At 48.3% G+C, this 23,444-nt stretch carries 17 protein-coding genes and 1 tRNA gene; all 18 read right to left on the bottom strand.

Annotated elements, in window-relative coordinates:
- Positions 1 to 24: 24 nt before the first annotated feature.
- The gene (locus ACMN7X_RS04180; RefSeq protein WP_418746236.1) at positions 25 to 1,692 is read right to left on the bottom strand and encodes a glutamine--tRNA ligase/YqeY domain fusion protein; all 1,668 of its coding nucleotides are present in this window, start codon (positions 1,690 to 1,692) and stop codon (positions 25 to 27) included.
- An 82-nt stretch (positions 1,693 to 1,774) separates the two neighbouring features.
- On the bottom strand, positions 1,775 to 2,164 hold the full coding sequence (locus ACMN7X_RS04175; protein WP_418746235.1) for a DUF3783 domain-containing protein: 390 nt from the start codon (positions 2,162 to 2,164) through the stop codon (positions 1,775 to 1,777).
- Positions 2,157 to 2,525, bottom strand: coding sequence for an EF-Tu/IF-2/RF-3 family GTPase (locus ACMN7X_RS04170; protein ID WP_418746234.1), 369 nt, complete (start codon positions 2,523 to 2,525; stop codon positions 2,157 to 2,159). The genes ACMN7X_RS04175 and ACMN7X_RS04170 overlap by 8 nt, the downstream gene beginning before the upstream one ends.
- Before the next feature lie 169 nt (positions 2,526 to 2,694).
- Complete coding sequence (locus ACMN7X_RS04165; protein WP_418746233.1) at positions 2,695 to 3,735, bottom strand: type IV pilus twitching motility protein PilT; 1,041 nt, start codon at positions 3,733 to 3,735, stop codon at positions 2,695 to 2,697.
- Positions 3,736 to 3,759: 24 nt separating this feature from the next.
- The gene (locus tag ACMN7X_RS04160; protein WP_418746232.1) at positions 3,760 to 5,433 is read right to left on the bottom strand and encodes a GspE/PulE family protein; all 1,674 of its coding nucleotides are present in this window, start codon (positions 5,431 to 5,433) and stop codon (positions 3,760 to 3,762) included.
- A gap of 16 nt (positions 5,434 to 5,449) precedes the next feature.
- Positions 5,450 to 6,217: a hypothetical protein gene (locus ACMN7X_RS04155; protein WP_418746231.1), complete on the bottom strand. Its 768-nt coding sequence runs from the start codon at positions 6,215 to 6,217 to the stop codon at positions 5,450 to 5,452.
- Positions 6,214 to 7,650 carry a hypothetical protein gene (locus ACMN7X_RS04150; RefSeq protein ID WP_418746230.1) on the bottom strand — a complete coding sequence of 479 codons (1,437 nt, stop codon included), beginning with the start codon at positions 7,648 to 7,650 and terminating at the stop codon, positions 6,214 to 6,216. Before ACMN7X_RS04150 ends, ACMN7X_RS04155 begins: the two co-directional genes overlap by 4 nt.
- Before the next feature lie 20 nt (positions 7,651 to 7,670).
- A complete protein-coding gene (locus tag ACMN7X_RS04145) occupies positions 7,671 to 8,867 on the bottom strand; it encodes a type II secretion system F family protein (RefSeq protein WP_418746229.1) in 1,197 nt (398 codons plus the stop codon).
- Positions 8,868 to 8,886: 19 nt separating this feature from the next.
- Positions 8,887 to 9,669: a prepilin peptidase gene (locus tag ACMN7X_RS04140; protein WP_418746228.1), complete on the bottom strand. Its 783-nt coding sequence runs from the start codon at positions 9,667 to 9,669 to the stop codon at positions 8,887 to 8,889.
- A gap of 3 nt (positions 9,670 to 9,672) precedes the next feature.
- Positions 9,673 to 10,134, bottom strand: a complete 462-nt coding sequence (locus ACMN7X_RS04135; protein ID WP_418746227.1) for a hypothetical protein — start codon at positions 10,132 to 10,134, stop codon at positions 9,673 to 9,675.
- 37 nt (positions 10,135 to 10,171) lie between these two features.
- Positions 10,172 to 10,618, bottom strand: a complete 447-nt coding sequence (locus tag ACMN7X_RS04130) for a prepilin-type N-terminal cleavage/methylation domain-containing protein (RefSeq protein WP_418746226.1) — start codon at positions 10,616 to 10,618, stop codon at positions 10,172 to 10,174.
- A 72-nt stretch (positions 10,619 to 10,690) separates the two neighbouring features.
- The gene (locus ACMN7X_RS04125; protein ID WP_418746225.1) at positions 10,691 to 11,404 is read right to left on the bottom strand and encodes a PulJ/GspJ family protein; all 714 of its coding nucleotides are present in this window, start codon (positions 11,402 to 11,404) and stop codon (positions 10,691 to 10,693) included.
- Positions 11,401 to 11,766, bottom strand: coding sequence for a hypothetical protein (locus tag ACMN7X_RS04120; protein ID WP_418746224.1), 366 nt, complete (start codon positions 11,764 to 11,766; stop codon positions 11,401 to 11,403). Before ACMN7X_RS04120 ends, ACMN7X_RS04125 begins: the two co-directional genes overlap by 4 nt.
- Positions 11,763 to 12,542 (bottom strand): hypothetical protein, encoded by a 780-nt coding sequence (locus tag ACMN7X_RS04115; RefSeq protein ID WP_418746223.1) that lies wholly within the window; start codon positions 12,540 to 12,542, stop codon positions 11,763 to 11,765. The genes ACMN7X_RS04120 and ACMN7X_RS04115 overlap by 4 nt, the downstream gene beginning before the upstream one ends.
- Positions 12,543 to 12,570: 28 nt before the next feature.
- Positions 12,571 to 22,389 (bottom strand): prepilin-type N-terminal cleavage/methylation domain-containing protein, encoded by a 9,819-nt coding sequence (locus ACMN7X_RS04110; protein ID WP_418746222.1) that lies wholly within the window; start codon positions 22,387 to 22,389, stop codon positions 12,571 to 12,573.
- Between the two features lie 209 nt (positions 22,390 to 22,598).
- Positions 22,599 to 23,027, bottom strand: a complete 429-nt coding sequence (locus tag ACMN7X_RS04105) for a type II toxin-antitoxin system VapC family toxin (protein WP_418746221.1) — start codon at positions 23,025 to 23,027, stop codon at positions 22,599 to 22,601.
- Positions 23,011 to 23,235 (bottom strand): hypothetical protein, encoded by a 225-nt coding sequence (locus ACMN7X_RS04100; RefSeq protein ID WP_418746220.1) that lies wholly within the window; start codon positions 23,233 to 23,235, stop codon positions 23,011 to 23,013. The genes ACMN7X_RS04105 and ACMN7X_RS04100 overlap by 17 nt, the downstream gene beginning before the upstream one ends.
- Positions 23,236 to 23,355: 120 nt before the next feature.
- A tRNA-Thr gene (locus tag ACMN7X_RS04095) sits at positions 23,356 to 23,427 on the bottom strand.
- Positions 23,428 to 23,444 lie beyond the last annotated feature (17 nt).

The raw sequence follows: 23,444 nt of genomic DNA, 5'->3' as shown, positions 1-23,444 counted from the left end.
GTTATCTACTCTCTGCCCGTATGCCTATTTTCCGGGTTTATAAGAACTCTTTAACGAAACAATTCGGTTAAATACCAATGCTTCCGGAGTGCTGTCTTTTTCATCCACACAGAAATAACCATTGCGGACAAACTGGAAGCTTTCGCCGCTTTCTGCCTTGCCCAATGACGGCTCCAAATAACAGTTTTCCAAAACCTTTAATGAATTCGGATTCAAATTCAGAGAACCATCCTCATTATAAACGCCCTTTTCCTCATCAACAAGGTTTTCATAAAGCCGTACCGTCGCCTTCACCGCCGTCGGCGCAGCCACCCAGTGAATGGTGCCTTTGACCTTACGGCCCGTAAAGCCGCTGCCGCTGCGGGTTTCCGGATCATAGGTGCAATGAATCTCTGTGACATTTCCATTTTCATCCTTTTTGTAATCCACGCATTTGACAAAATAGCCATTCATCAGGCGCACTTCATTGCCGGGATAAAGACGGAAATACTTCTTCGGCGGCTCCTCCATGAAATCGTCTCTTTCAATATAAAGTTCACGGCAAAACGGCACCTGCCGCGTCCCCATAGCTTCATTTTCCTGATTGTTCATCACATCCATGTATTCGATCTGATCTTCCGGATAATTATCGATAATTAATTTGACCGGGTCGAGAACGGCCATCACCCGAGGACGTTTCATCTTCAGATCTTCCCGGATACAATATTCCAGCATCGCATAATCCACCGAACTGTTGCCCTTGGATACGCCCACCAGCTCCATAAAATTCCGAATGGATTCCGGCGTAAATCCACGGCGCCGCAGCGCGGCGATCGTTACAAGGCGCGGATCATCCCAACCGTCCACAATACCTTCTTCCACTAATCGCTTGATATAACGTTTGCCTGTAACCACATTTGTCAGATACATCTTGGCAAACTCGATCTGCTTTGGCGGTTCTTCATATTCAAGTTCACGGACAACCCAGTCATAAAGCGGACGATGATCCTCAAATTCCAACGTGCAGATGGAATGGGTGATGCCCTCGATCGCATCTTCAATCGGATGGGCGAAATCATACATCGGATAAATGCACCAGGCATCTCCCGTGTTGTGATGGCTCATCCGGGCCACACGATAGAGCACCGGGTCTCTCATATTCATATTCGGCGAAGCCATGTCGATTTTTGCCCGGAGAACTTTTGAGCCATCCGGGAACTCGCCGTTTTTCATTCCCTCAAAAAGGGCAAGATTTTCTTCAATAGTACGGTTTCGGTATGGGCTTTCTTTTCCGGGTTCTTTTAAAGTTCCTCGATATTCCCGAATCTGCTCGGCGCTCAGATCACATACATAAGCCTTTCCCTTTTTAATGAGCTTAATCGCCGCTTCATACATTTCCTGAAAATAATTCGATGCGAAACGCACCTCGCCGTCATACTTTGCGCCTAGCCACTCGACATCCTTGATGATCGATTCCACAAATTCCGTTTTCTCCTTTGTCGGATTCGTATCATCAAAACGGAGATTGAAATGTCCATGGTATTTCTGTGCCAATCCATAATTTAATAAAATGGATTTTGCATGTCCGATATGCAGATAACCGTTCGGCTCCGGCGGAAAACGGGTCGCCACAACACGCGTATGGCCTTCCGCCAAATCCTTATCGATGATCTGCTCTATAAAGTTTTTAGATACCACTTCTTTTTCTTCCATAACATCTGCCTCCTGTTAATTCCTAACTATTGATTTTATCATATCACGGCCCGTTTGTCTGCCGGTTATTTCAATATTTCAATCATTTTGCGCCATTCATCGTCTCATGCTCTTCCCGGATCTCCTTATAAAGCTGCCATGAATTCCAACGGCAGTTTGTCGGCGTCAGAATTGCCTTCAGATCCACCCGTTCAATGCCTTCCCGGCGCATTCCCTTTAAAAACATGTCCAGCCGCTTATCCGAGAATCCCCGAAGAATCATCATTTCATCCTCAAAATCCTCCACCGGCGCATTTTCATCCTCCAGAGTCACATCCTTCATTCCCGCCAGAAGACCGATGGGTTTTCCGTAATCTTCTTTCTCAACAACCCGTATCCTCATCCCCATGCGCACCAGAAGAAAACGAATCTTCCGGCCCTTTTCATTATTCAGATTATATAAAAGCACGGTCTCGCCGCCCATTTTAATCATATAAAATATCTCCCCTACCAATATCACTTCTCGACAGCCCGCGAAGAAGAATCCCCACATTATCTCCGGCGACTGCTGTATCCATCATTTTCCGAAACTGTTCAATGCCAATAATAACAACCCTCCGGCTGCTTCCGTCAACCCTCTGAAGTGTTACCTCATCTCCAACCGCAATTTTTCCCGACTCCACCTTGCCGGTGATAACTGTCCCCCGGCCGGTAATCGTAAACACATCTTCTACCGTAATCCGAAAACCGGAATATGGACCAGCAGTCCCATTCACATCTTCCCGTTTTGCTCTCTCTTCATAATACTGCTCCACATCCGTTTTCTCTTTTTTAAAAAAATTAAATAATCCCATAAGATAACACCTCCGAATGACCATCTGCCTAAACAGCATTATCATTCTACTATATTATTTTGCTATTTTCAACCAGAAATCCCACACCCCCGTTGAATAAGAAAGAGAGTTCTCCCGATTCTTTTCCAGTTTTGGAGATACTCTCTTTTTCACATCCAATATTCTTCTGCTAATACTGCATCAGTTCTCTCTTATCATTTGTATATTCTTCTGCCGTCTGCCGGGTGATATAGCCCTGCTGCATCAGTCTTGCCAGATCCATGTTCAGGGTGTGCATGACACCGCCGCTGTGCATAACATTGCCGAGCTGATGGGTCTTGCCTTCCCGCATGAGGTTGAGGGCCGCATCTGTTCCAAGGAGCAGCTCCGTCGCCACGATTCTGGAACGCCCGTCGGAACGCGGCAACAGGCACTGAGTCACAATGCCTTTAAGGACGCCCGCCAACTGGATGCGAACCTGATTTTGTACCTCCGCCGGGCAGGCGTCAATGATACGGTCTATGGTTTGAGCCGCACCGGTCGTATGCAGCGTTGAAAGGACAAGATGGCCGGTTTCTGCCGCGGTCAGAGCTGCGGAAATGGTTTCATAATCCCGCATCTCTCCCACCAGTATAATATCCGGATCTTCACGCAGGGCACTCCGCAGCGCCGCCGCAAAGCTTACCACGTCACTGCCCGTCTCCCGCTGATGAATCAGGGCCTTCTTTCCTTCATAGACATATTCAATCGGATCCTCAATGGTTATAATATGGGCGCTCCGCGTCCGATTGATATATTCCACCATAGCAGCCAGAGTCGTGGATTTGCCGCTGCCCGTAGGGCCGGTCACCAGCACAAGGCCCCTCGGCTGTGCCGCCAGATCGTACAGCTTATCGGGAAGCATCAGTTCTTCCAGCGTTGGAATATGGTCATTCAAAAGCCGGATTGTTCCCGCCACTTTTCCTTTCTGGCGGAAGATATTCACTCTCTGCCGTCCTCCGTCGGAAGTCTGAAGGGCAAAATCCTTATCATAACCTTCCAGCAGTGAATTCTTCTGGGCCTCACTGAGCAGGCCGTACAAAATCTCCGCCGTCTCACCGGCCTCCGGCTGGATAGGCGCCGGGGTCAGCACTCCGTGAATCCGGAACAAAAGAGGCATGCCCTCGGATATATGGATATCCGAAGCCTGAGCTTTTCTCGCAAGTAAAATAATATCTTCCATCGTATACATAGCCTGCATCTCCCTCTGCGTCTGCTATTCATAAGTTATCTTCAACATTTCCTCCGGCGTCGTCACACCGGCCTTCACCAGCTCCAGCGTACTCTGCCGGATAGTCCGCATCCCCTGATGCTCCACCGCATATTGGGTAATCTCTTCCACTGTCGCATGATTGCTGATCATCCGGCGGATATTTGCATCTATGGTAAGAATCTCATGGACGGCCGTTCTTCCTTTATAACCGGTATGATTGCACTGATGGCAGCCCATGCCCCGCCATACCGTATGCACATCTTCGCCCAAAATCTTTCGTTCTTCCTCGGTCGTCTCCATCTTTCCCGCACAGTTCGGGCAGACCTTCCGCACAAGCCGCTGCGCCACCAGGGCTGTCAGCGAATTGGCGATCAAATAGGTCTCCACACCCATATCCGCCAGACGCACGATGCTGGAAACCGCATCATTTGTATGAAGCGTGGACAAAACCATATGACCTGTGATGGCCGCACGCACGGAAGTTCCCGCTGTTTCGCCGTCACGGGTCTCTCCGACCATGATAATATCCGGATCCTGCCGGAGCAGCGCCCGAAGACCCACATCAAAAGTAAGCCCCGCCACATTATTCACCTGGGTCTGATTAACTCCCGGTACATTTTTCTCCACCGGATCCTCAATCGTCGACACATTGACCATCCGTGAGGACAGATACTCCAAAATCATATAAAGGGTCGTGGACTTGCCGCTGCCCGTAGGGCCGGTAATATAAATGATCCCGTTGGAACTGCTCAGTACCGGAAGGAACTGGCGGTAGCTGTAATCATCCATTCCAAACTGGCCCGCATAATCCAACGGCACCGAAGATGCCAGCACACGAAGCACAGCCTTCTCTCCGTACACCGTCGGCATAAGCGACACACGGATATTCACATAGCCCTCTTCCGTCCGCACACGGAAATGACCGTCCTGGGGAATCCGTTTCTCCGCAATGTCCAGATTCGCCATAATCTTAATGCGGGCGATCAGCGACTGATGGACGTTTCTCTGCAAGGTCACATACTCAAGAATCACCCCGTCAATCCTCATTCGAACCTTTGTCTCCCGCTCAAAAGGCTCAATATGAATATCACTGGCATTACTCTTAATCGCCCGTTCCACCAAACTGTTAAGAAGGTGGATGATCGGCACTTCCTCATCGTCGCCCAGCTCGGTCAGATCGATATCTTCCAATTCCTCCGCGCCGAAACCGGCATTGGCCTGTTTGGCCGCCTCTCTGGCGCCGGCCTCCGCAAAATAATAGGAAACAGCCTGACGCAGCGGTTTTTCTTCACTCAGCATGATCTTCAGATAACATCCTGTCTGCTGACGTACTTCCTCAAGGGCAAAATAGTTGATAGGATCGTTGGTCACCAGCTGCAGGACGCCGCTCTTCACCTGGACAGGAAGAAGCAGATTCTTCTCCGCCAGATCCTTGCTGATCATGGCAACCGCCGCCAGATCAATCTCCAGCGCCGATACATCGACAATCTCCAGCTCAAGCCTGGATGCCATGGCTTCCAGCACCTGATACTCCGTGACAAATCCAAGCTCCACCAAAATCTGTCCGACACGTTTATCCCGGTGCTCCCGCTGATAGGCCAGCGCCTCTCTCATTTGTTCCTCAGTTACATAACCGAGCTCCGTTAATATCTCTCCGATTCTGAGATTCTTTTTCAAAACGTTCTGCCTCCTGTTATTCCACCGGTCTGCTGTACATATAAATTTCAAGCACGACATTCATCTGTGTCTCTGTGATCGGCCGAAGCTCTGTACTCATATACAGGCTCTCAGACATTTCAAATGACTTCACATGAACCGCCGGATAATTTTTCTCTATATCATTCAAAAAAGCCTTCATGTTGCTTTCGCTTCCATTCATGGAAATCGATGCCTCAACCTTCCGCACGGCGCCCTCAGCCATGCCTATAGCCGCCTCTGCACCTACGCCTTCTGTCTGACCGTTTTCTGTCTCCATATTATCCGTACCGTTGCCTTCTGTCTCTCCCTCGGAAAGGGCTGCCGTTGCCTCCGCTGCGGTCAGCGCACCATCATCGGCCGCCGCATCCGATACCGTCTGGCCGTCGGCGCTGTAAAGATAGGCCGGAGCCACCGCCACCGTCTGCTCCGAAATGGACAAATAAGACGGGAAAAGGGAATGATCCAGGGCCGCCCCTGTCACCAGCTCATCAATCTGCCGGTTCTCCATCATTTCATAACAATCATCCGACATTTCATCCAGTCTGCCCAATCCTTCAGTAATTTTAGCTTCATTGGACGGTTTCGCATCGAGAATCCGTTGTATCTCCTCCGCCTGAGCGTTTTTTTCTTCATATTCAATCTTCCCGGCCTCATAGGCATCCATCGCCGGAAAAATCGCCAGCCGGAACATAAGCACCACGATCAGCGCAGAAAGGGCAACGACCAGTAATTTCATATCTTTCGAACTTATCTTCATCTTCATTCTGCCCCTCCCGTCTGCGGACTGTCCATGGTGCAGACCAGCGACAGCGTATAAACGCCGTCCTGATACGTGTAACCCGTATAATCTACTTTATAAAAAAGATTCGTCCGCTCCAGATTCATAATATATCCCGGAATATCTATAACATCCGAACTGTTGGCGTCGAAATTCAACTCTCCGCTCTCTGCATCATAAGATCGTATCTTCAGATCAAGGCCGCTGCCCGCGCCCTCAATTTCGGCCAGGGTTTCCGCATCAAATTTCGGATAGGTCGCCAGATTTTCCTGAAGCTGTTCAATCTCCCGGATCGTCTGCGCGATCTGCCATACCTGCCGTTCAGAAGCCAGCGCTTCCCGATACTCTTCGGAAACCGACATTTCCGCGATCCAGTTTTCCTTCTCCTGAAGCTTATTTTCCAGAGAGATTTTTCGAACCTGCACCACGCCAAAGATGACAGCGCAGAGAATAAATACGACTGCCACCGGAAGAAGCTGCCGTAATATACTTTTTCCGCCTTCCGTATCGCCGGCGTCTTCATTTTGATAAAATGCCGCCAGATTCATGCTGCGGCGGCCCCGCACTCCGTTCATCATTGCCCCGATACAGAGCAGCCAATCCGAAGTCCTATGTCCTACAGGCATATGCACGCCGTCAATCTCTCCAAAGGCATGTACCGTCAGATTTAATGTGTGAAGATCCTCAATGCTGACCTCAAAATCCGCTTCCTCACATCCCGCATAATAGAGATCCGTCACCACCGCTTCACTTTTCGACGCCGTCTGAAACTGAAGGATTCCTGATACGTTCCTCATGATCTCTGTGCCGAAATCCAGAGTCCCCGGCTCCGCAAAAAGACGGCTCCGACCGGAATATTTATATTGTCCATTTTCCATAAGGATGCTGGTCAGCCCCTCTTCCTCAAAGAAAAGGTAAATGGCCGTGCGCCCGCTGCCCGCCTTCTGCTCTGAAAGAATTCGCTGAATAGCCTCCATCGGCGCCGCCGCGCCGATAACCTCAATCTGAAGGTCCCGGCACATATCCATAAACTGTTTCAGCACATCCTTCTCCACACTGGCGCCCACCAGAGATACGCCCTGCCCCGGACTACTCTGAATAATGGAATAATCAAAAATCTCGCTGCGGAAACTCTCCTGCATTTCCCGCTTTACCATAGCATCCAGTTCCTTCCCCTTCGCATAAGGAAGCCGCATGGATTTTACCTGGCACATGCTGGAAGGCAGCACCAACCGGACTTTTTTTAGGTCCTTCGCTTTCGCCTTCAACTGTTCCAATCCATTTCGCCATCTTGCAAAAGGGTCGCCATACCCGCTGAGTTCTATCTTATATGTACGCTGGATCTGGGGTTTTAATCCTTCTTTGCCATCGACCGCCAGGATACTCTCATCCTGAAATATAATCACTGTCTGACTCATCGAACCCCATCCTCCTTTCTCTATCTTGCATTTTCAATCGCTCCATAGGATTCATAGATCGGCAGCATGACCGCAACCACCACAAATCCAACAAGCAAGGCCATCACACAGATCATCAATGGCTCCAAAAGGGTCACCATCCGTTTGGTTGCCTCCTGGGCCTCCATTTCCATCGACTGGGCAATGGAATCCAACATGGTATCCAGCCGTCCGCTCTCCTCGCCGACCAATATCGTCGAAGCAAGCTTCTTCATCAGCCCATCCACATCCTGCAGCGCCTCCGACAGAGGCACGCCGCTCCGCACCTTCACCGATACCTGGGCAAACTGTTCCTCCACATATTGATTGCCGATGGTCTCCGCCGCCAGCTTCAGCGAATTGACGACCGACATTCCGCTGGAATAAAGGCTGCTGAGCGTCCGGGCAAACCGGGCCGTATAAATGACCTTGTTCAGCCTCCCGAATATCGGCGCATGTACCTTGATATAGTCCATTCCTCTTTTTATCCTCGGAAAACCGAGAATAACCCGGCTCACCGCAATAATGATGAGCACCGCCACAAGCACCACGTACCATCGCTCCACAAGCAAATGGGAAAAGGCCATGACCATCTCCGTCGGCAGCGGAAGACTCTCCATCTGGGAGAATAATTCTTCAAACTGGGGCAGTACAAAGGTGACGATGATCAACACGATTACAACACACATCACCAGCAGTACCATCGGATACATCATCGCCGAGCGCACCTGCTGATTCAAAATCGCTTCTTTTTCATAATGAACGGCCAACCGCGCCGTAACCTCATCCAGATTACCGCTGCCCTCGCCGGAGCGGATCATTCCCCGCATAAGACCCGGAAAACAATTCCGATTTTCCATCGCATCCGACAGGCTGATACCCTTTTTAATATCGGAAAGCATTTCCCCGTAAACTTCCTTCGCAAAGGCCGGTACGCCCTCCTCTTCCGAAATGATATCCAGGGCCCGTACCAGGCTGACGCCCGCCGTCAGAAGGCTGGAAAGCTCCCGGTTAAATTCCGCCAGCTGTCTGGAGGTGAACTTTTTACGTCCTCTTAAGCCCCCTGCTTTCTTCGCTGAAATGAGATAGAAGCCCTGCTCTTTAAGGTCCTGCTGCAATGCCTTCTCGCTCACGGCCTCCATCACCCCGCGGCGCATTTTGCCTTCCATATTTTTCGCTTTATATCGAAATTGCGCCATCTATGTCTACACTCCTTCCCTATAAAAGAGATAAATACAAATTTCCTATCCATTCACCGCAAAAAGCGGCTATTGCCAGGCCGATCGCCAGAAAGGGACCGAAGGCGAAATGGTCCTTCCGCCCTAACTTCTTTTTTGCCAGCATGACGCCGCAGTAAAGCCCGGCCGTCAGAAGCCCGGCAAACATGGCGAATACATTGGCTTTCCAGCCAAGCAGCCATCCGCAGACTGCCATCAGCTTGATATCTCCGCCGCCGAAAGCGCCGGGAATCGCCATGGCCAGCACCAGCATCGGCACAGAGATGATCAGCAAGCCGATCAACCGGCTGATCAATGAAATCTCCGGGAACAGCCATATTGCTGCCGCCCCAAGTATGCCTATCACTAAATGAAACCTGTCATAAATGATGCGGGTATCCCAGTCAATAACTGCCACCGCCATCAAAACCGCCAAAAACAGAAAAACAACCAATCCCCGAAGAGAGATGATTCCCGTCTTTCCTATACCATAAAAAGCAGCGCACAGCACAAATGCCGCGCCGCCTGTACATTCTACCATAAAATCTCGGATTGGAATATGCACGCCGCATTGACGGCATCTTCCTTTCAGTCCAATATAACTCACCAGTGGGATTAATTCTACCGCAGCCAGCTCATGCCCACATTCCATACAGTGGCTGCGCCCCTTTACCACACTCTCGCCGCGGGGCAGACGGCAGATCACTACATTGATAAAACTAAAAACACAGGCGCCCATAAAAAAACGGAACACCCATAAAATAAATTCCAGACATGCAATCATTTGCTATTCCTCATTTGACCTTGTATCAATATAAGTCTCGGCGCGCAGAACTTCATAGGACACCGGGTCTGCCTGGCATATAACGATATAATCGCCCTCCCGGTAAATAAAACGAAGCACCTCATATCCGCTTTCATCCACCTGCGTCACCCAAAAATCCCCAGGTATTTTGCTTGTCAGAAGCACATTTTGATAAGCCTCCTCAGTAATCCCGCTTTTTGAAGCGGGATTACTGAGAGGACGGTTGTCCGCATAAGCTTCCAACCCGGTCATATCGAGCGCTGTACGCACCAGCCTCGCATTTCCCAGAGCTACCTGAGCATCCGCACGGTACATAATGTGCAGCACTCCGGGTATGACCGCAATCACGGCGAGCAGCACGATCACCAGCACTTCCAGCACGCGGACGGTAAAAACATATTTAGTTGTCTTATGTATCGTCCCCTCGGACCGGTTGTCTGGCATCAGTGCGCTCTCCTTTTTTATGTTTTGTTAGAAATAGTTACGGGGTGGTATTAGAAACATTATATTCTACTGTAGCGCCGTTGGTATATGCACATTTCTTATCCGCTTTCGTATAGGTCAAAGCAGTTATCTTTCCTCCCGCAATGGTTACACCAGTAATCTCACCTTTCACTTCACCAAGCGTCTTAACCTCACACTCATATACTGTACCTGCTGTTTTAGGATCAGGAAGTGTGACTGCAGTATCATTAAATGTTATAGTACTACTTCCCTTTGCATACTCTTCATCTGCCAATGTCTGTGCCGCCATAACCGCCTGCCGTGTTTCAGCGATAATCTGTTTTTCTTTTTCCTTATCGATATAGCCTGTCAGAGCAGGGATCAACAATGCGGCCAGAATTGCAAGAATGATCAGCACAACAATCAGCTCTACAAGGGTAAAACCTTTTTTGTCATTTTTCTTGTTCCATAATTTTTTTAACATGTTTTTATCTCCTCTCTTTTATGATTTCATTTATCTATAAATGAGACAGTGCGTTGCCTCATTCATATTCTTTTATTCTTCGGTAGCCGTCACATCATCGATGCGTGTAGCCTTATACCGAAGATCCGCAACGAAATCCTCCGATGCCAGAAGGTCTCCTTCATCCCGGTACAGCTCCGCATGTACATTGATATACCTCACTTCATCCTTCTCGCCCACACTATTCGGGAAAGAAAATGTCAGCTTCAGATAGCTTTTCATATAGTATTTATCGGCAAAAACCTGCTGAACTGCCCGGGCCACAGGCTTACTGCCCTCGATATAATTATATTTATAAGCGGTTGTCTCGGAACCGGCCACCTTCTGCCAGTAATAACGCAGGAGCAGCCGTCCTGCCGCCGCCGACTCTGTCCCGGTGGCCTGTCCGCCCCGCATCAGAGTCGTTTCTTCGCAGCCACCCGCCGACATCAGCACCACATAACTGTCCGTGTTCACATATTCGAGCACAGCGCCGCTGGCTGAACCCGGTACACTCACCGGGTTTTCATCATCGGATATATTATAAATCTTAATATTGCCCGCCGCATCCTGGAGCTGGGATTTGATCTCATCCTCCACATTATCCAGCACAAGCTGGGCAAACTGGAGCTGCTGCATCCGGGCAAAGGTTTTGGCCGCCGGGCTTACCACCCCCACAACCATCACCATCAGGATACTCAAAAGCGCCAGAGATACAATGAGTTCCACCAGCGTCATGCCTTCTCTTCTGCGTCTTATTTTTTTCATGGCGCCGTCCCCCCATACATATAAAAGATGGTTGACGACGTTTCCCCGGCAGCGCCATAAGATACGGTTTTCTTCTGCTTCGGTGCAGAAATTGAAAATACATTATCACCGATGACACTCTCATCCGCCGATGTGGCATAAAAATCAAAGTTTGCGGAACCGTTACCCTCAGCGGTGGCCAACTGCAATTTCTCACAAATTTCCGCCGTATCCTGCCGAATCTGTTGACTCTTTTTCTGGGCAGAATTGCAAAACATGATTGCCCCCTGCAGAACCGCCATGAGCATCAAAAATATAAGAACGCTGACCATCACTTCCACAATAGTTTCGCCGGAACGACTGTTTATTCGCCGTCTTCTCATGAGGAAGCACCTCCTTCCTTATGCACCGGAAGGAATCGGGTGCTTTGAGGATGCTCTGTATCATAAGTATAGGTAATCTCCGCATCCGGATCGGCATCAAAGTTACAAGGTACACCGGACGTATTATTACCGATTTCCCATTGATTGTCACTTTTATCCCATGTTATAGTCTCATTATTATAACGGAATGTAATAGGATACTGGTCTTCCCTGAAATACTCGGTGACATAATTATAGGTCAGCCCTTCATAGGCGGCAACCACTTCCACCGTAAAAATATACCGCTGAAATTTTATTTGCTCCAGTTCTTTAATTCTCTTCGTATAATTTGTCCCACTGCCAGGTTCCGGAGGCTCGATGGTACTCGCCAGAGACTTCGAATCATTATCATTGATCTCTTTGCGGAGCCGAAGAGATATTTCTCCATAATCGGCATCTTCCCCGGACTTCAATATATAATGGTAAACCGTTTCCGGGTAATCCGGATTGTAGACATTATAGGAAGAACTATTCAGAAATTTATCTGCAAATTGGCGGAAACTGCTCTCACTTGCCGGTTTCTGCAATTCCTGCCCAACGACCCCGGCAAAACTTTTCGCCAACTGATAGCAGCGTTCTTCGGCCAGTTTGTGATTTGCATTGGAAAGCATCACCCCCGCCGTATAAACCAACGCCAGAGCAAAGGCAAGAAGAAATGCGCCGGCACATGCCACAAAAGGGAGAGAAAGGCCTTGCTTCTTATTCTCTTTCAGCTTTTCAAATCCATGCCTCAGCACATTCTCTCCCTCCTTTCTCATTCCGAATTTAATTCAATTCAACCGAATTTTCATCCGAGCCCACATAGGCCGGGCTCTTATTTGCGTCCTCTGCCTCATTGGCGAGAACGTCCATCCGAAATGCAACCTTGCTGCTGTATTTCCATTCACTTCCCGGCAAAATATAACCGGCCACATCTTCCTTCGCGGAAGCCTTTACTGAGGTTGTATCCGGCAATACCAGTGTATAGCGGAAACTGCCGTCCGCCTGCAGATTCGCCTGAATATAAGCGTAAGTCGTCAACTCATAATGAGATGACACATCATTAAAGGTATAATAACCATCCACCGTTTTCTGATAGCCTCCGGCCATCTTCCGGGTGCCGTCCGGATTGGTTCCCGGCTGCGCATATCCGGTCAGCGGATAAATATACTGTCCGGCCTGAATACTCTGTCCGGCTACTCCATTCCACTGAATATTCCCATTGCCGTCATCGCCCCACTCGGATACGGTCACCATCGGGCTTCCATCATCCGCCTGGATTTCATATATCCGATACTGATGCAAAATGCCTGTACCATCGGTTGTTTTTTCCGTAATATCCACATAGCATACATCCGCATAGTCCTGACTCTTCCAGTAAAATGCCGTCTGCTCAGCGCTCCATGGAACCTCACTCGGCGGAATATTCGGATTCTCGCTGACCTTCGCCGTAAGCGAATTCCATATCCGCTCAGACTGTATCTGCGCCGTATCCAGTTTGACATATGGAAGCTGTTTCGGCGTCTCGGCAGTCACCCAATGAGAGCTGACATTACCGCTGCCCGAAGAGATTCTTGCCTGGAATACAACCCATTTTCCCGCATAGGCCGCGGCCAGTCCCTGCATCGTATGCCGGTAATCCATATCCGATTCGGCTTTTTCCATTTCTACCGGTGAAATAACATCCTCTACCGCCGGATAACCGGTCATATAACCGGTCAGCTCTGAGTTGCCGCCGGATGCCGCCTGAATCGCCGCTTTTGCCGCATCCTCCGTCTCATAAATATAAGCCCGCATCAGATAAGCGCTGCCGCCCGGCGGAATACTTGCGCTATCCTGTGCCTTCAATTTTACCGTCAAACCATTCTGGGTATCCCCCGATTCAAAATTATGAATAGTCAACGGTTGATTTCTGTCATAAGTCCATGAAGTCGTCCAATCAACTTTCGGCGCTGCGATACGTTCCGGCACAGTTAAATCAGTGGTGATGCCCGCCGCGCTGTCCACATAATCCGTGGAATCCGCTGCTGCCTGAGCCACCACATAGAAACGCATCTGCTCTCCCGCATAAACTTCAAGGTTCACCGGTTGTTTCGTATATTCTGATCCGCCATTCACAGCGACTGCATCTCCCAGTTTGAACGGCGTATCATAGCTGTGTTTTGTTTCATTATAAATCTGCCCATAGAGCTGGTAGGAACCGCAGCCCGTTTCCGGCGTAATGGCCGGCCATGTGACCGTGTAATCCAATTCATCCACACTGATGATGCGGATGACCGGCTGCTCCGGTTCCGGCAGACGCTGACGCACCTTATAAGAGGCTTCCGAGGAAAGTCCGATTTCCTGTTTTGCCGCATCGCCCACCCGGGTAACCACCAATTTGACTTCCCTAAAGTTCCAATCTTCCGCCGGAACAGTAAGGGCCCATGCATTTTCACCCTCATAGCTTCCTTTCACCGGCTGGCAGGCCGACGTATCAATCAAGACTGAGTGGCCCTTTTCATCGATGCCCATAAGAGCGATTTCATATTTGGCATCCTCACCAAAAGCCCTATCCGCATCCCAATAGAAGGTGTACTGCAGATTACCATCGCCGTCATATTCCGGCGCAAGCTCACCGCCATCGCCATCCGTCACGCCGCAAAGCTCCGGCGCCGGAAGCCAGGTGAGGATTGCGTCCGCAGAAAGATAACGATAATCTTTAAAATAATCATTCTTTTCCTTTTCAAGAATTTCCGAATATACATACTCATAAACCGGCTTATCGCTTTTATCCAACCCTGTCATCTGAACAACATTTGCATCGGCTTCAGTATCCACTTTATGCCAGCCGTAAACCGGCCCGAGGCCCGTTTCCGCAAACCAGATACGCACCCGCAGATCGGATACATATTTCATATACTCCGGAAGATTCGTAAAACTTACAGAGGCTGTTCCTTTTGAAGCCACCAGGATATCCTGACTGGCAAAAACAACATTTTCTTTTTCCTCCGTCGTGCCCTTCTTCCATGTACCCAGCAGATCCGCCCGGTAAATCGGCGGTGTGGTCAATGCCCGTCCGGAATGCGTCAAGGAAACTGTAACATTCAAGTTATCCAGAGTAGTTCCCTCCACTCTGACAGACGGCGTAGCCTCCGGCTCATTAGGATCTGATGCATCCCAACTTTTCAGCGGCGTATCCGGCTTATAACTTGCCGGCATAAATGCCGCTACTGACACCTTGGCCGATGCAATGTACTCTGTCGTCCCACGCGGCACCGCCTGGGCAGTAATCTGCTGCTGATTTGCATCTCCTGTTACCTGCACTGTCGTTTTATCTTTTGACAATTCAATTTTCTTGCCGGACACTTCAGCAGTTACAATCCAATTGTCCCCGGCCCGCGTATGATAGTCCTCCAGATTATTCAGCGATATCTCATACCGATAATCATTCAGGGATTGATTCCAAACAATCTCCGCACGAATATCCGGTGTCGGCAGTAAGGTTTTTTCATCAATATTTCCCGCTGCCGTATAATCGGATGGGTCTACATCCCCAAACATGCTCACCGCCCGAACCTGAACAAAAACTGCGCCTCCGGAGCTTGCCGGTATCGGGACACTTCCTGTTTCCGTATAAAGATATTCGGTGCCGACAAGATTTCCACCGACATAAATGGCCACCTCATATTTAAACGGGTCACATTTGCTGCCCGCTTCTGCCCAACTATCCGGATTTGTATCCGGGGTTATTTCAAGCGCAATCTTGCCGTTAACAATCTCCGCTTTAACCCCTTGCGGCGCTGTCAGCTTCTTTCCGCCGTTTCCATCATCGGCCGCACCCTCCAATGTGCGCCAGCCTTCGCGGACATAGGTGTAAAATAGATCGCCGGAAGTAACCAACTCATTTGTTTTTGTATATTTCGCCGCACCCGCTGGAAGTTCAAATAAGATTTTGGCAATTTTCTCATTGGTGTTCGAATTATAAATGCCTCCGTCCTTCGGGTCAATATAGCAGTCCTTGCCTTCAATATCTTTGCCGGTTTTGCCTGCCTTCATCAGATAAGCCACAAAATATCTGCCGCTTTTCTGATTACGCATAATATAGACCCGGTCACCGCCTGCACGCCACAAATCTGCATTTCCATTGGTATATGCCCACCGCGAAATATTACCGCTGCTCTGCACTGCGTTTTCTTTTCCTTCTGCCAGAGAAAATGATATCTGATAACTGCTTGCACCATCCAAATCATCAAAGAAATAGTTATTCCGACTGTCCGTGAGATTTGGGAAGCTTATACCACTTCTTGTAAGTGATACAATCGGAAAATTCGATCTTTCCGCATCATTTACCGAATAGCAATCATATATCGTTGTACTGCGGCCTCCAGCTTGTCCATACCGATCACCAAATATACCCGCCGCATACCGCAGCGCATACAATCCGGAGGCAAAATTCCGACACCGCTCAATCCGAAGCTGAACATTCCCTGTGGAATTCGTGACACCAGATTCATCCGGATTATCTGTAGAGAAAAACCCCACTATGCCCGACGCCATAGAAGCGGAATAGATTTTTACTCCCGGCCCGTTGACACAATCCAATACCTGAATCGTAAAATTCTGCGCCTGTTCGGCAGCCCTTCGATAAGTTGTTACATTTCCGAGAATTCCCGCGCTGTCATTTGCCGCCGCAACATTATTATCCAAATCTGTGTAAGAGTATCCTTGTTTCCCATAAATACTTCCAAAATTCCCGCAGCCGATAATATTATAGGTATTTCCATCATAGGCATGATAAAGCTGTGCCACGATGCCCGCCGAAGCGCCAACCCAGGCAGTCGCATAGGTTGTCTGCAGCCCGCCGTAATTCCGGCACTCTTCAATATTGCCGCCGGTGCCGGTCCACTGGCCGATAATGCCGCCGCAATAATGGGAATTATATCCATAAACCATTCCATAATTCACACAATGGGACAATATCCAACCTTCCGTGGTGGAATTGCTCTGATTGCCGATAATGCCGCCGGCAAACCGGTTCGTATCCGCTTTTTGAAGCTGCCGCCCCACGAACGCCCGATTCACCAGATACTTCATATCCTCCTCAGATTCATTCATTCCGATCACGCCGCCGGTACCCACGCCGATATCCCCCGACTTATTGTTTAAAAACCAGTCGCCAGTGGCACAGTACTCCAGTTTTCCCGTCGGCCCGTTATAGGCAGTGATACCGCCCAGACTGCCTTTTGTGGAAAGAATCAGGCTTGTTCTTTTTCCTGAAACAGAATCCATGTTACTATATGTAAGGTCTTCTATATTTTTATTATCCCCCCAGCTGACATAGCCGCCATGGGCTGTGATATTCATACCTGCACATAAAGCATCGACACTTCCACTGCCTGTATAACCGCTCATCTTATTCACGGTATCCTCATCGCCGCAGCGGATGATGGTTCCCTTATTATAGCCTGCCACGCCGCCGGCCATACCGTTTGCCACCGTGATTTTGCCGCCAGTCGGATTCACAGAACAATTCCTGACAATGGCATCCGTCTCATTTTTGCCGACAATACCGCCCGTATGGGAAGCCAAAACTTCCTTTTCTTCTGCCGTGCTTGTCGGCGTGGCCCTATAAGCGCCCTGAATATTCATCGTGAGATTTTCTGTCTTGCAAGCTGAAACCTCTCCGGCATTAATTCCGGCGATCCCGCCGTAGCAATTGCCCGCGGAAGCCCCCGAACTTTCCGTCATCGCGCCGGCATAGCTGCTATTGATAATTTCAGCGCCAACTCTGTTTTCTCCCGCAATACCGCCCACATAGCGATAATTACTGAATTTTTCAAAATTTCCCTTTCCCGTAATATTCTCAATATAATTCTGATTAACTCCGGCTGCGCCGCCAACGGAGAGCCCAGTCGCGCCGTTAGCTTCAATGTCCGGCATAACCGTAAGAGTTATCGTTTTCACAGTTCCCTCATTCAGGCCAGTTATGCCGCCATAAACCTTTCCGTCGCCATCAAGCGTTACATTAGCTTCTGAAACCAGAGAACTGTTGTCAATCACGGCCTCCGCATGATTCACTGCACACACAGCTCCGGCCTCGGTCGTACCCCGGCTTCGGACAGTAATCCTCTGAGCCGCTGTTCCCACAGAACATCCCTGAATGGTTCCCCAGTTTTCCGCCGCAATACCTCCGGCATAACCGAGATTACTGTTTACATTTCCTTCATTGACGCAGGATACAATTTTTCCACCGGCCGGATTGGAAGCTACAATGCCGCCCGCCAGGCCGTTATCCGCTGTCACCTGCCCGGAAGCATTTTTAGCATTTAGAATATCATTTGAGGAAATTCCCGCAATACCGCCCGCATTTCCCTGCAGTGCATGAACGTCCGCCGCTTTACATATAAGGATTCCTTCATCCGTTCCAAAACTTCCGTTATTCTCGCCGATCAAACCGCCCACATTCATTCCGCCGATAACCGTCACGCCGCTGCCTACCGCGGTGACGTCGCCTTTTCCGGATACCTGAATACTGCCGGATGCCTCATTGCAGCCCACAAGGCCGCCGATACCCTGGCCGTTCCGACCGGAAATTGTACGTTTTTCCGTATGATTATCCTCTGCGACAAGCACTGCTCCGTTATTACGCCCGGCAATGCCTCCGGCATAATTTCCACGGGCTGTTATATTGCCAATGCAGAAGCTGTCCTGAATCACGCCGCCGGAAAGGTTATAAGCCGCAATACCGCCCACCGTATTCCGCCCGGTGACCGTTACGCCGCTATTGACCCGGCAGGCCCCAATCGTCCCCGGAACATAACTGTTCCATTCTTTTTCTTTCACATCTTTATAATTCAGCGGAATCGAGGATGTTTTAATATTCAGTCCCGCAATACCACCCACATAATCCTGACTGGCACTGCCGAAGTTTCCGGCCAGCTCACAGTTGAAAACGCCGCCGCCATTAAAACCGACCACACCGCCCAGACAGGTGAAACCGGTAAGACTTTCCGAATTCGCACAGTGGTCAATCACCTGATTTGTAAGGTTTGCCCCGATAATGCCGCCGGCCATATCTGTTTTGATATCCGAATCGACATTCGATACCGCCGAACCGCTGTATTCCAGATACTGGGCAACACCCACGCCATCCGCGCCTTTCCCAAACTCTGCATCGGAAACTTTAGAAATCGCTCCGCCATTTTTACAATTCACTATTGTCAATTTACTGCTGCTCTCACAATAGCCCAATACGCCGCCCACATACATCCGGGCAGAAATAGACAAATTGTTAAGGACTGAGGACAGAGAATTCTCATTATTGTTCTTATCCGTCAAAATCAATCGATATGTATTCTCTGACGCCACAACTGCCGTCGGCAGATTTTTTTCGTCCAGCCGAGGCAAAATATTCCCCCGGTTCTGCTGCATATAGGCAAGCATACTTCCCCCATTTGAAAGCTGTTCGGCCGTATAAGTCCTCTGATAACCGATGACACCGCCGGCAAATGCCTTTGCCGTCAAACTTCCAAGTCTATTGTTTGTATGGAAACCGCCCATCGTGGCATCCTCTTTTAATTCGACCACATTGGCGCCGATGCAGCCGCCCACACAGTATCTGCCGCGCACACTGGTAGGCTTGATTTCAATATCATCCGTTAATATTTTTGTTGATGCGTTTAAACCGATATAACCGCCCACACAGTCACCATAGGCATAAATGCGTCCGCCGATCAACGTGTAATTCACATCCAGATAACCATTTGTATCATTAAAACCGACAACGCCGCCCACATAATCCTGGCCGACAACGATGCCGGACACGGATTTTACAGTGATCTGACCATTTGTGCCTTTAAATTCTACCGTTCCGTTATTATAGCCGGCAATGCCGCCCGCATAACTTCCGGTGGCCTCCCATGTATTGACGATCTGATCAAAAATCCCGCCGCTGTGATCAGAGATATAGCTGACACAGTTGCTGATCGTCGCCTTTTCACCATTATAGCCGACAATGCCGCCGATATAGGACGTGTAGCCCGCCGCCACACCGTTATTGACGCAGTTTTCCACCTTGTTGCTGCCGTCGTTTTTTCCGATAATGCCGCCCACATAATTATAACCGATCACATAACCGGCATTGGTCGTAACGCTGATACCGCCGCCGATTCGGCTGAAGCTGTTCGCATGCCGTGTCAATCCGCCCACGATGCCGCCCACATAATCTGAGCCGAGAATGTAGCCCTTACTCTCCGTGCTGCATTCAAGCAGCAGGCAGTCCGAGCCAAACCCAAGAATACCGCCCACGTACTGGCCCTTGAGCAGATTTTGATACTCATTTTTTGAATATTCAAAGCCTGACGCACGCCCTGAAGCGCTGGAGGCCTCATAAATCAAAACTTTATTGGCATAACCGATAATACCGCCAAAATACCGGCCCTCAATCCGATTCTCATTATCCCCATGGCCGATGGTGCATAAAATAAGGCCATAATTTCTGCAATTTATAAGATTGGACATGAGGTCAGGATGATTATAATCATATTTTGACGCAAGAAAAGAACCGTACACGTGGCCTGCAATACCGCCCGCAAAAAGATTTGACGACACATCCGCATGGTTTTCGCACTGCCGGATTTTTGCGCCGCTTGTCAGATCCGCATAGCCGAATAATCCGCCGACGCCGTATTTATAATTCTCTGCCTCATCTTCCGTCTTCTTCCCTGCCAAAGGAGTTCCCGGATCCGGCAGCTTTGCTGTAATCTTTCCGGATACGGATAAATTGTTGATCTGCACATTCGCATCTGAACACACAAGTACACCGGCAATGCCTCCGATGCCTGCTGTTTTATCGCTGTCATTCCGATTCGGCAGAGAAACCGCCAGCACCTGTCTGTCGGAAGAATTTGTTGTAATTGCAATATTCTCAAAATTCCCGGCGCCTTTGCCGGCCACAATGCCTGCGCCTTTAATATTTCCAAAGTCTGAAACATCCGCAACTGTACTGCCCGAAACATCCGCCATCACCATCGAAGGATTATGGAAAATGATATTTGAAATGTCACCATCCGCCTCGCAGAATAATCCGACATACTCGGTTTTATCAATTCCATACTGAGTTGTTGTTGTATCATCCGCCGCGGAAGTCTTTCCCAACCGAAGGTTACTGATCTTTCTATTGGAAGAACCGCCGTTCAGAGAATGATTCGACGAAAGCCGCGGAATGGCCGGAAATTCCAGCTTGCCGTCATTTTCCGTCCATTTCAGTTTATTGAAATTCCCGCTGGCCGCATAACCGTAAAGACCGGTTCCCACTGAATTCCAGTCCATTTCATTGTTCTTTAATGTGAATTTCGCACTTTTTGACGCATCATAATAACGAATATTCGAGAGATGACGGAAAGTCGAAATTCCGGCATCAAGCATATGATTGCTTTCATTCGTTCCATCTGCATACATTGTATTAGCCGAATTGGAGTTGACCTCAGAACTCTGCCTGTATTCACTCATATCCCCATCGGTATTTTTATATGTCGATACAGCCTTTACGGTGGCATAAATATTCTGCGGGCTTCTAAAGTCAACGCCGCTCTTTTCCGCAATCTTCGAAATCTGTGCCAGCCGGGTGATGCTCACATCCGAACTCTGATGAAGCTTTGTCTGCTTAGCCGCTGACAATCCCGTCTGCTCCAGCGCTGCCAGGGCATCCGCTGACATCATTCCATCCAGCACAAGAGAGAAAGAACCATCCTGATAAAGCAACGGAAAACTCCAGCCATCAATCTCTTGCCCGTCCACAATCACAGGCAGCTGCGTCATTGAACTCGCATCCGAAGCAGACCCGCTCCAACCCATTTCTTTCGCCTTTGCCATATCCACAGTCAGCTGGAAAAGCTCTTTTTTGCTGTTCTTCTCATGAAATGTAATATGAAACTCCAGATCCATGTTGTCATGGCGAGAGTTGCTTGACCATTTCAAATACAGAGTTTCACTGTTTACTAAACTGATACTGGATATCTTCAATCTTACCGGTGACAGATCAACCACATTGGTAATATCATCGGCAGAATAATAGCCGAGGAATCTGTCTCTTCGACTTTCATAGCTTCGATCATCCATATCCAGAATACCGCCGGCATCTCCTCTACCATAACCCAGTCCAACGCAATGAGTTCCATAAAAAGCGGAATAGACATGGCCCGACTCCACATCAATCTCAATAGCCACAGCGCCCTGAGAAAGCATATCCTTAGAATAGATCAGATCATCCATCAGGTCAAGCACAGGGCTTTTATCGCCCTTCGCCGTTCCATAGTCTCCCGGAGCCAGAGTTACCGCATAAATCCGATCCTTCATTTCCCCGGTAAATTTGGTATTCTTGATTCCCTGACCAAGAACCTCTTCCCGAAATTCCTCCCACTGGCCCGAAGAGCGATACCACGTAAGAACAGATTCCGATGCCAGATAGATTGTCTTTGCATTTTCTTCATTTTTACGAAATTCTGCACGCCGAATATAATTAATTGCTGTCGGAATCCCAATTGCCAGAATAATGGCCAGCACAATCAATGTCACAACCAATTCCGGCAGCGTAAATCCTTTTTTATTGTTTTTTACCTTCATATGTATATTTACCCTCATATAATGTAAGATTATATAATTCATATAACTTATCTGTCTATTTTAGTATAACATATCCTTCTGTTTGCACAAGATTTTTTTCACACCAAATTACAACAATTCCCTGTTTTATACGCTTTAAAGGCCGCCAACACAATTGCTGACAGCCCCTTGTTCCTAATTCATACTTTTATACAATTGATTAAATATTACTAATTCCATTCTTCCACAGTAATACAGTTAATTTCCTTAAAGCGTTTTAACTGCTTATCATTTGTCAAAAACAAATCACAATTTTGTACACATGCACTTGCCAATTGTAATGCATCCATTGTCTTAAAATCTTTATATTCCGCTCTGATTTTGGCCGCTTTTTTTGCAACCTCTATATTAACCGGATATAATGGAATAGTACAATCAAACACAAACTCAAAAAAGGCATTAATCTTCTCTGAATTATTGGTTTTATATGGAAAAGTTAAGTATTCTGTACAAGTAATGGTTGACGTTACCATTTGTTTCTCATTTTCCAAAATTTCCTCAAAAATATATCTAGTCTTATTCCCAAAATTCACATCAAAGTCCAAGAAATAAATAATAGGAGTTGTATCTAAAAACACCTTGTTATATCCGTTCATCATCCCGCATCTCCCTTATATATTCCTGTGCATCAGATTGAAACAGTTTTTCCCCTCTCCCAACATATTTTTTCAAATCGACTTTTTTCTTCACTTTTTTATATGGATAGTCGAGAATAGTAACAATAACATCTTTTCCTTCGTAACTTCTTATATCTTCATCTTCTATTACAACCGTATTTCCCTGTATAACTCCTTTTAATGCCAACATAATGCTTCCCTCCTATTTATTTTATTCTCTTTTTTATTATAGCAGAAGTTTCTTCATTTTAAAACAAATTTTAAGCCTTGAAGTATCTAACAAAAAAGCGGTTCAAAGACGCTTTTGAAAAGCTGATGACGGGAATTGAACCCGTGACCCCTTCCTTACCAAGGAAGTGCTCTACCTCTGAGCCACATCAGCTGATATCAAATCTTTGA

This window comes from Frisingicoccus sp. (assembly GCF_048388605.1).
In the GTDB taxonomy this organism is placed as follows: domain Bacteria; phylum Bacillota; class Clostridia; order Lachnospirales; family Lachnospiraceae; genus Frisingicoccus.
This window is presented reverse-complemented; position numbering and strand designations above follow the sequence as displayed.

Coding starts and splice junctions, on each gene's coding strand:
- ACMN7X_RS04180 (WP_418746236.1), bottom strand. CDS start 1,692: ATGGAAGAAAAAGAAGTGGTATCTAAAAACTTTATAGAGCAGATCATC.
- ACMN7X_RS04175 (WP_418746235.1), bottom strand. CDS start 2,164: ATGATTAAAATGGGCGGCGAGACCGTGCTTTTATATAATCTGAATAAT.
- ACMN7X_RS04170 (WP_418746234.1), bottom strand. CDS start 2,525: ATGGGATTATTTAATTTTTTTAAAAAAGAGAAAACGGATGTGGAGCAG.
- ACMN7X_RS04165 (WP_418746233.1), bottom strand. CDS start 3,735: ATGTATACGATGGAAGATATTATTTTACTTGCGAGAAAAGCTCAGGCT.
- ACMN7X_RS04155 (WP_418746231.1), bottom strand. CDS start 6,217: ATGAAGATGAAGATAAGTTCGAAAGATATGAAATTACTGGTCGTTGCC.
- ACMN7X_RS04150 (WP_418746230.1), bottom strand. CDS start 7,650: ATGAGTCAGACAGTGATTATATTTCAGGATGAGAGTATCCTGGCGGTC.
- ACMN7X_RS04145 (WP_418746229.1), bottom strand. CDS start 8,867: ATGGCGCAATTTCGATATAAAGCGAAAAATATGGAAGGCAAAATGCGC.
- ACMN7X_RS04140 (WP_418746228.1), bottom strand. CDS start 9,669: ATGATTGCATGTCTGGAATTTATTTTATGGGTGTTCCGTTTTTTTATG.
- ACMN7X_RS04135 (WP_418746227.1), bottom strand. CDS start 10,134: ATGCCAGACAACCGGTCCGAGGGGACGATACATAAGACAACTAAATAT.
- ACMN7X_RS04130 (WP_418746226.1), bottom strand. CDS start 10,618: ATGTTAAAAAAATTATGGAACAAGAAAAATGACAAAAAAGGTTTTACC.
- ACMN7X_RS04125 (WP_418746225.1), bottom strand. CDS start 11,404: ATGAAAAAAATAAGACGCAGAAGAGAAGGCATGACGCTGGTGGAACTC.
- ACMN7X_RS04120 (WP_418746224.1), bottom strand. CDS start 11,766: ATGAGAAGACGGCGAATAAACAGTCGTTCCGGCGAAACTATTGTGGAA.
- ACMN7X_RS04110 (WP_418746222.1), bottom strand. CDS start 22,389: ATGAAGGTAAAAAACAATAAAAAAGGATTTACGCTGCCGGAATTGGTT.
- ACMN7X_RS04105 (WP_418746221.1), bottom strand. CDS start 23,027: ATGATGAACGGATATAACAAGGTGTTTTTAGATACAACTCCTATTATT.
- ACMN7X_RS04100 (WP_418746220.1), bottom strand. CDS start 23,235: ATGTTGGCATTAAAAGGAGTTATACAGGGAAATACGGTTGTAATAGAA.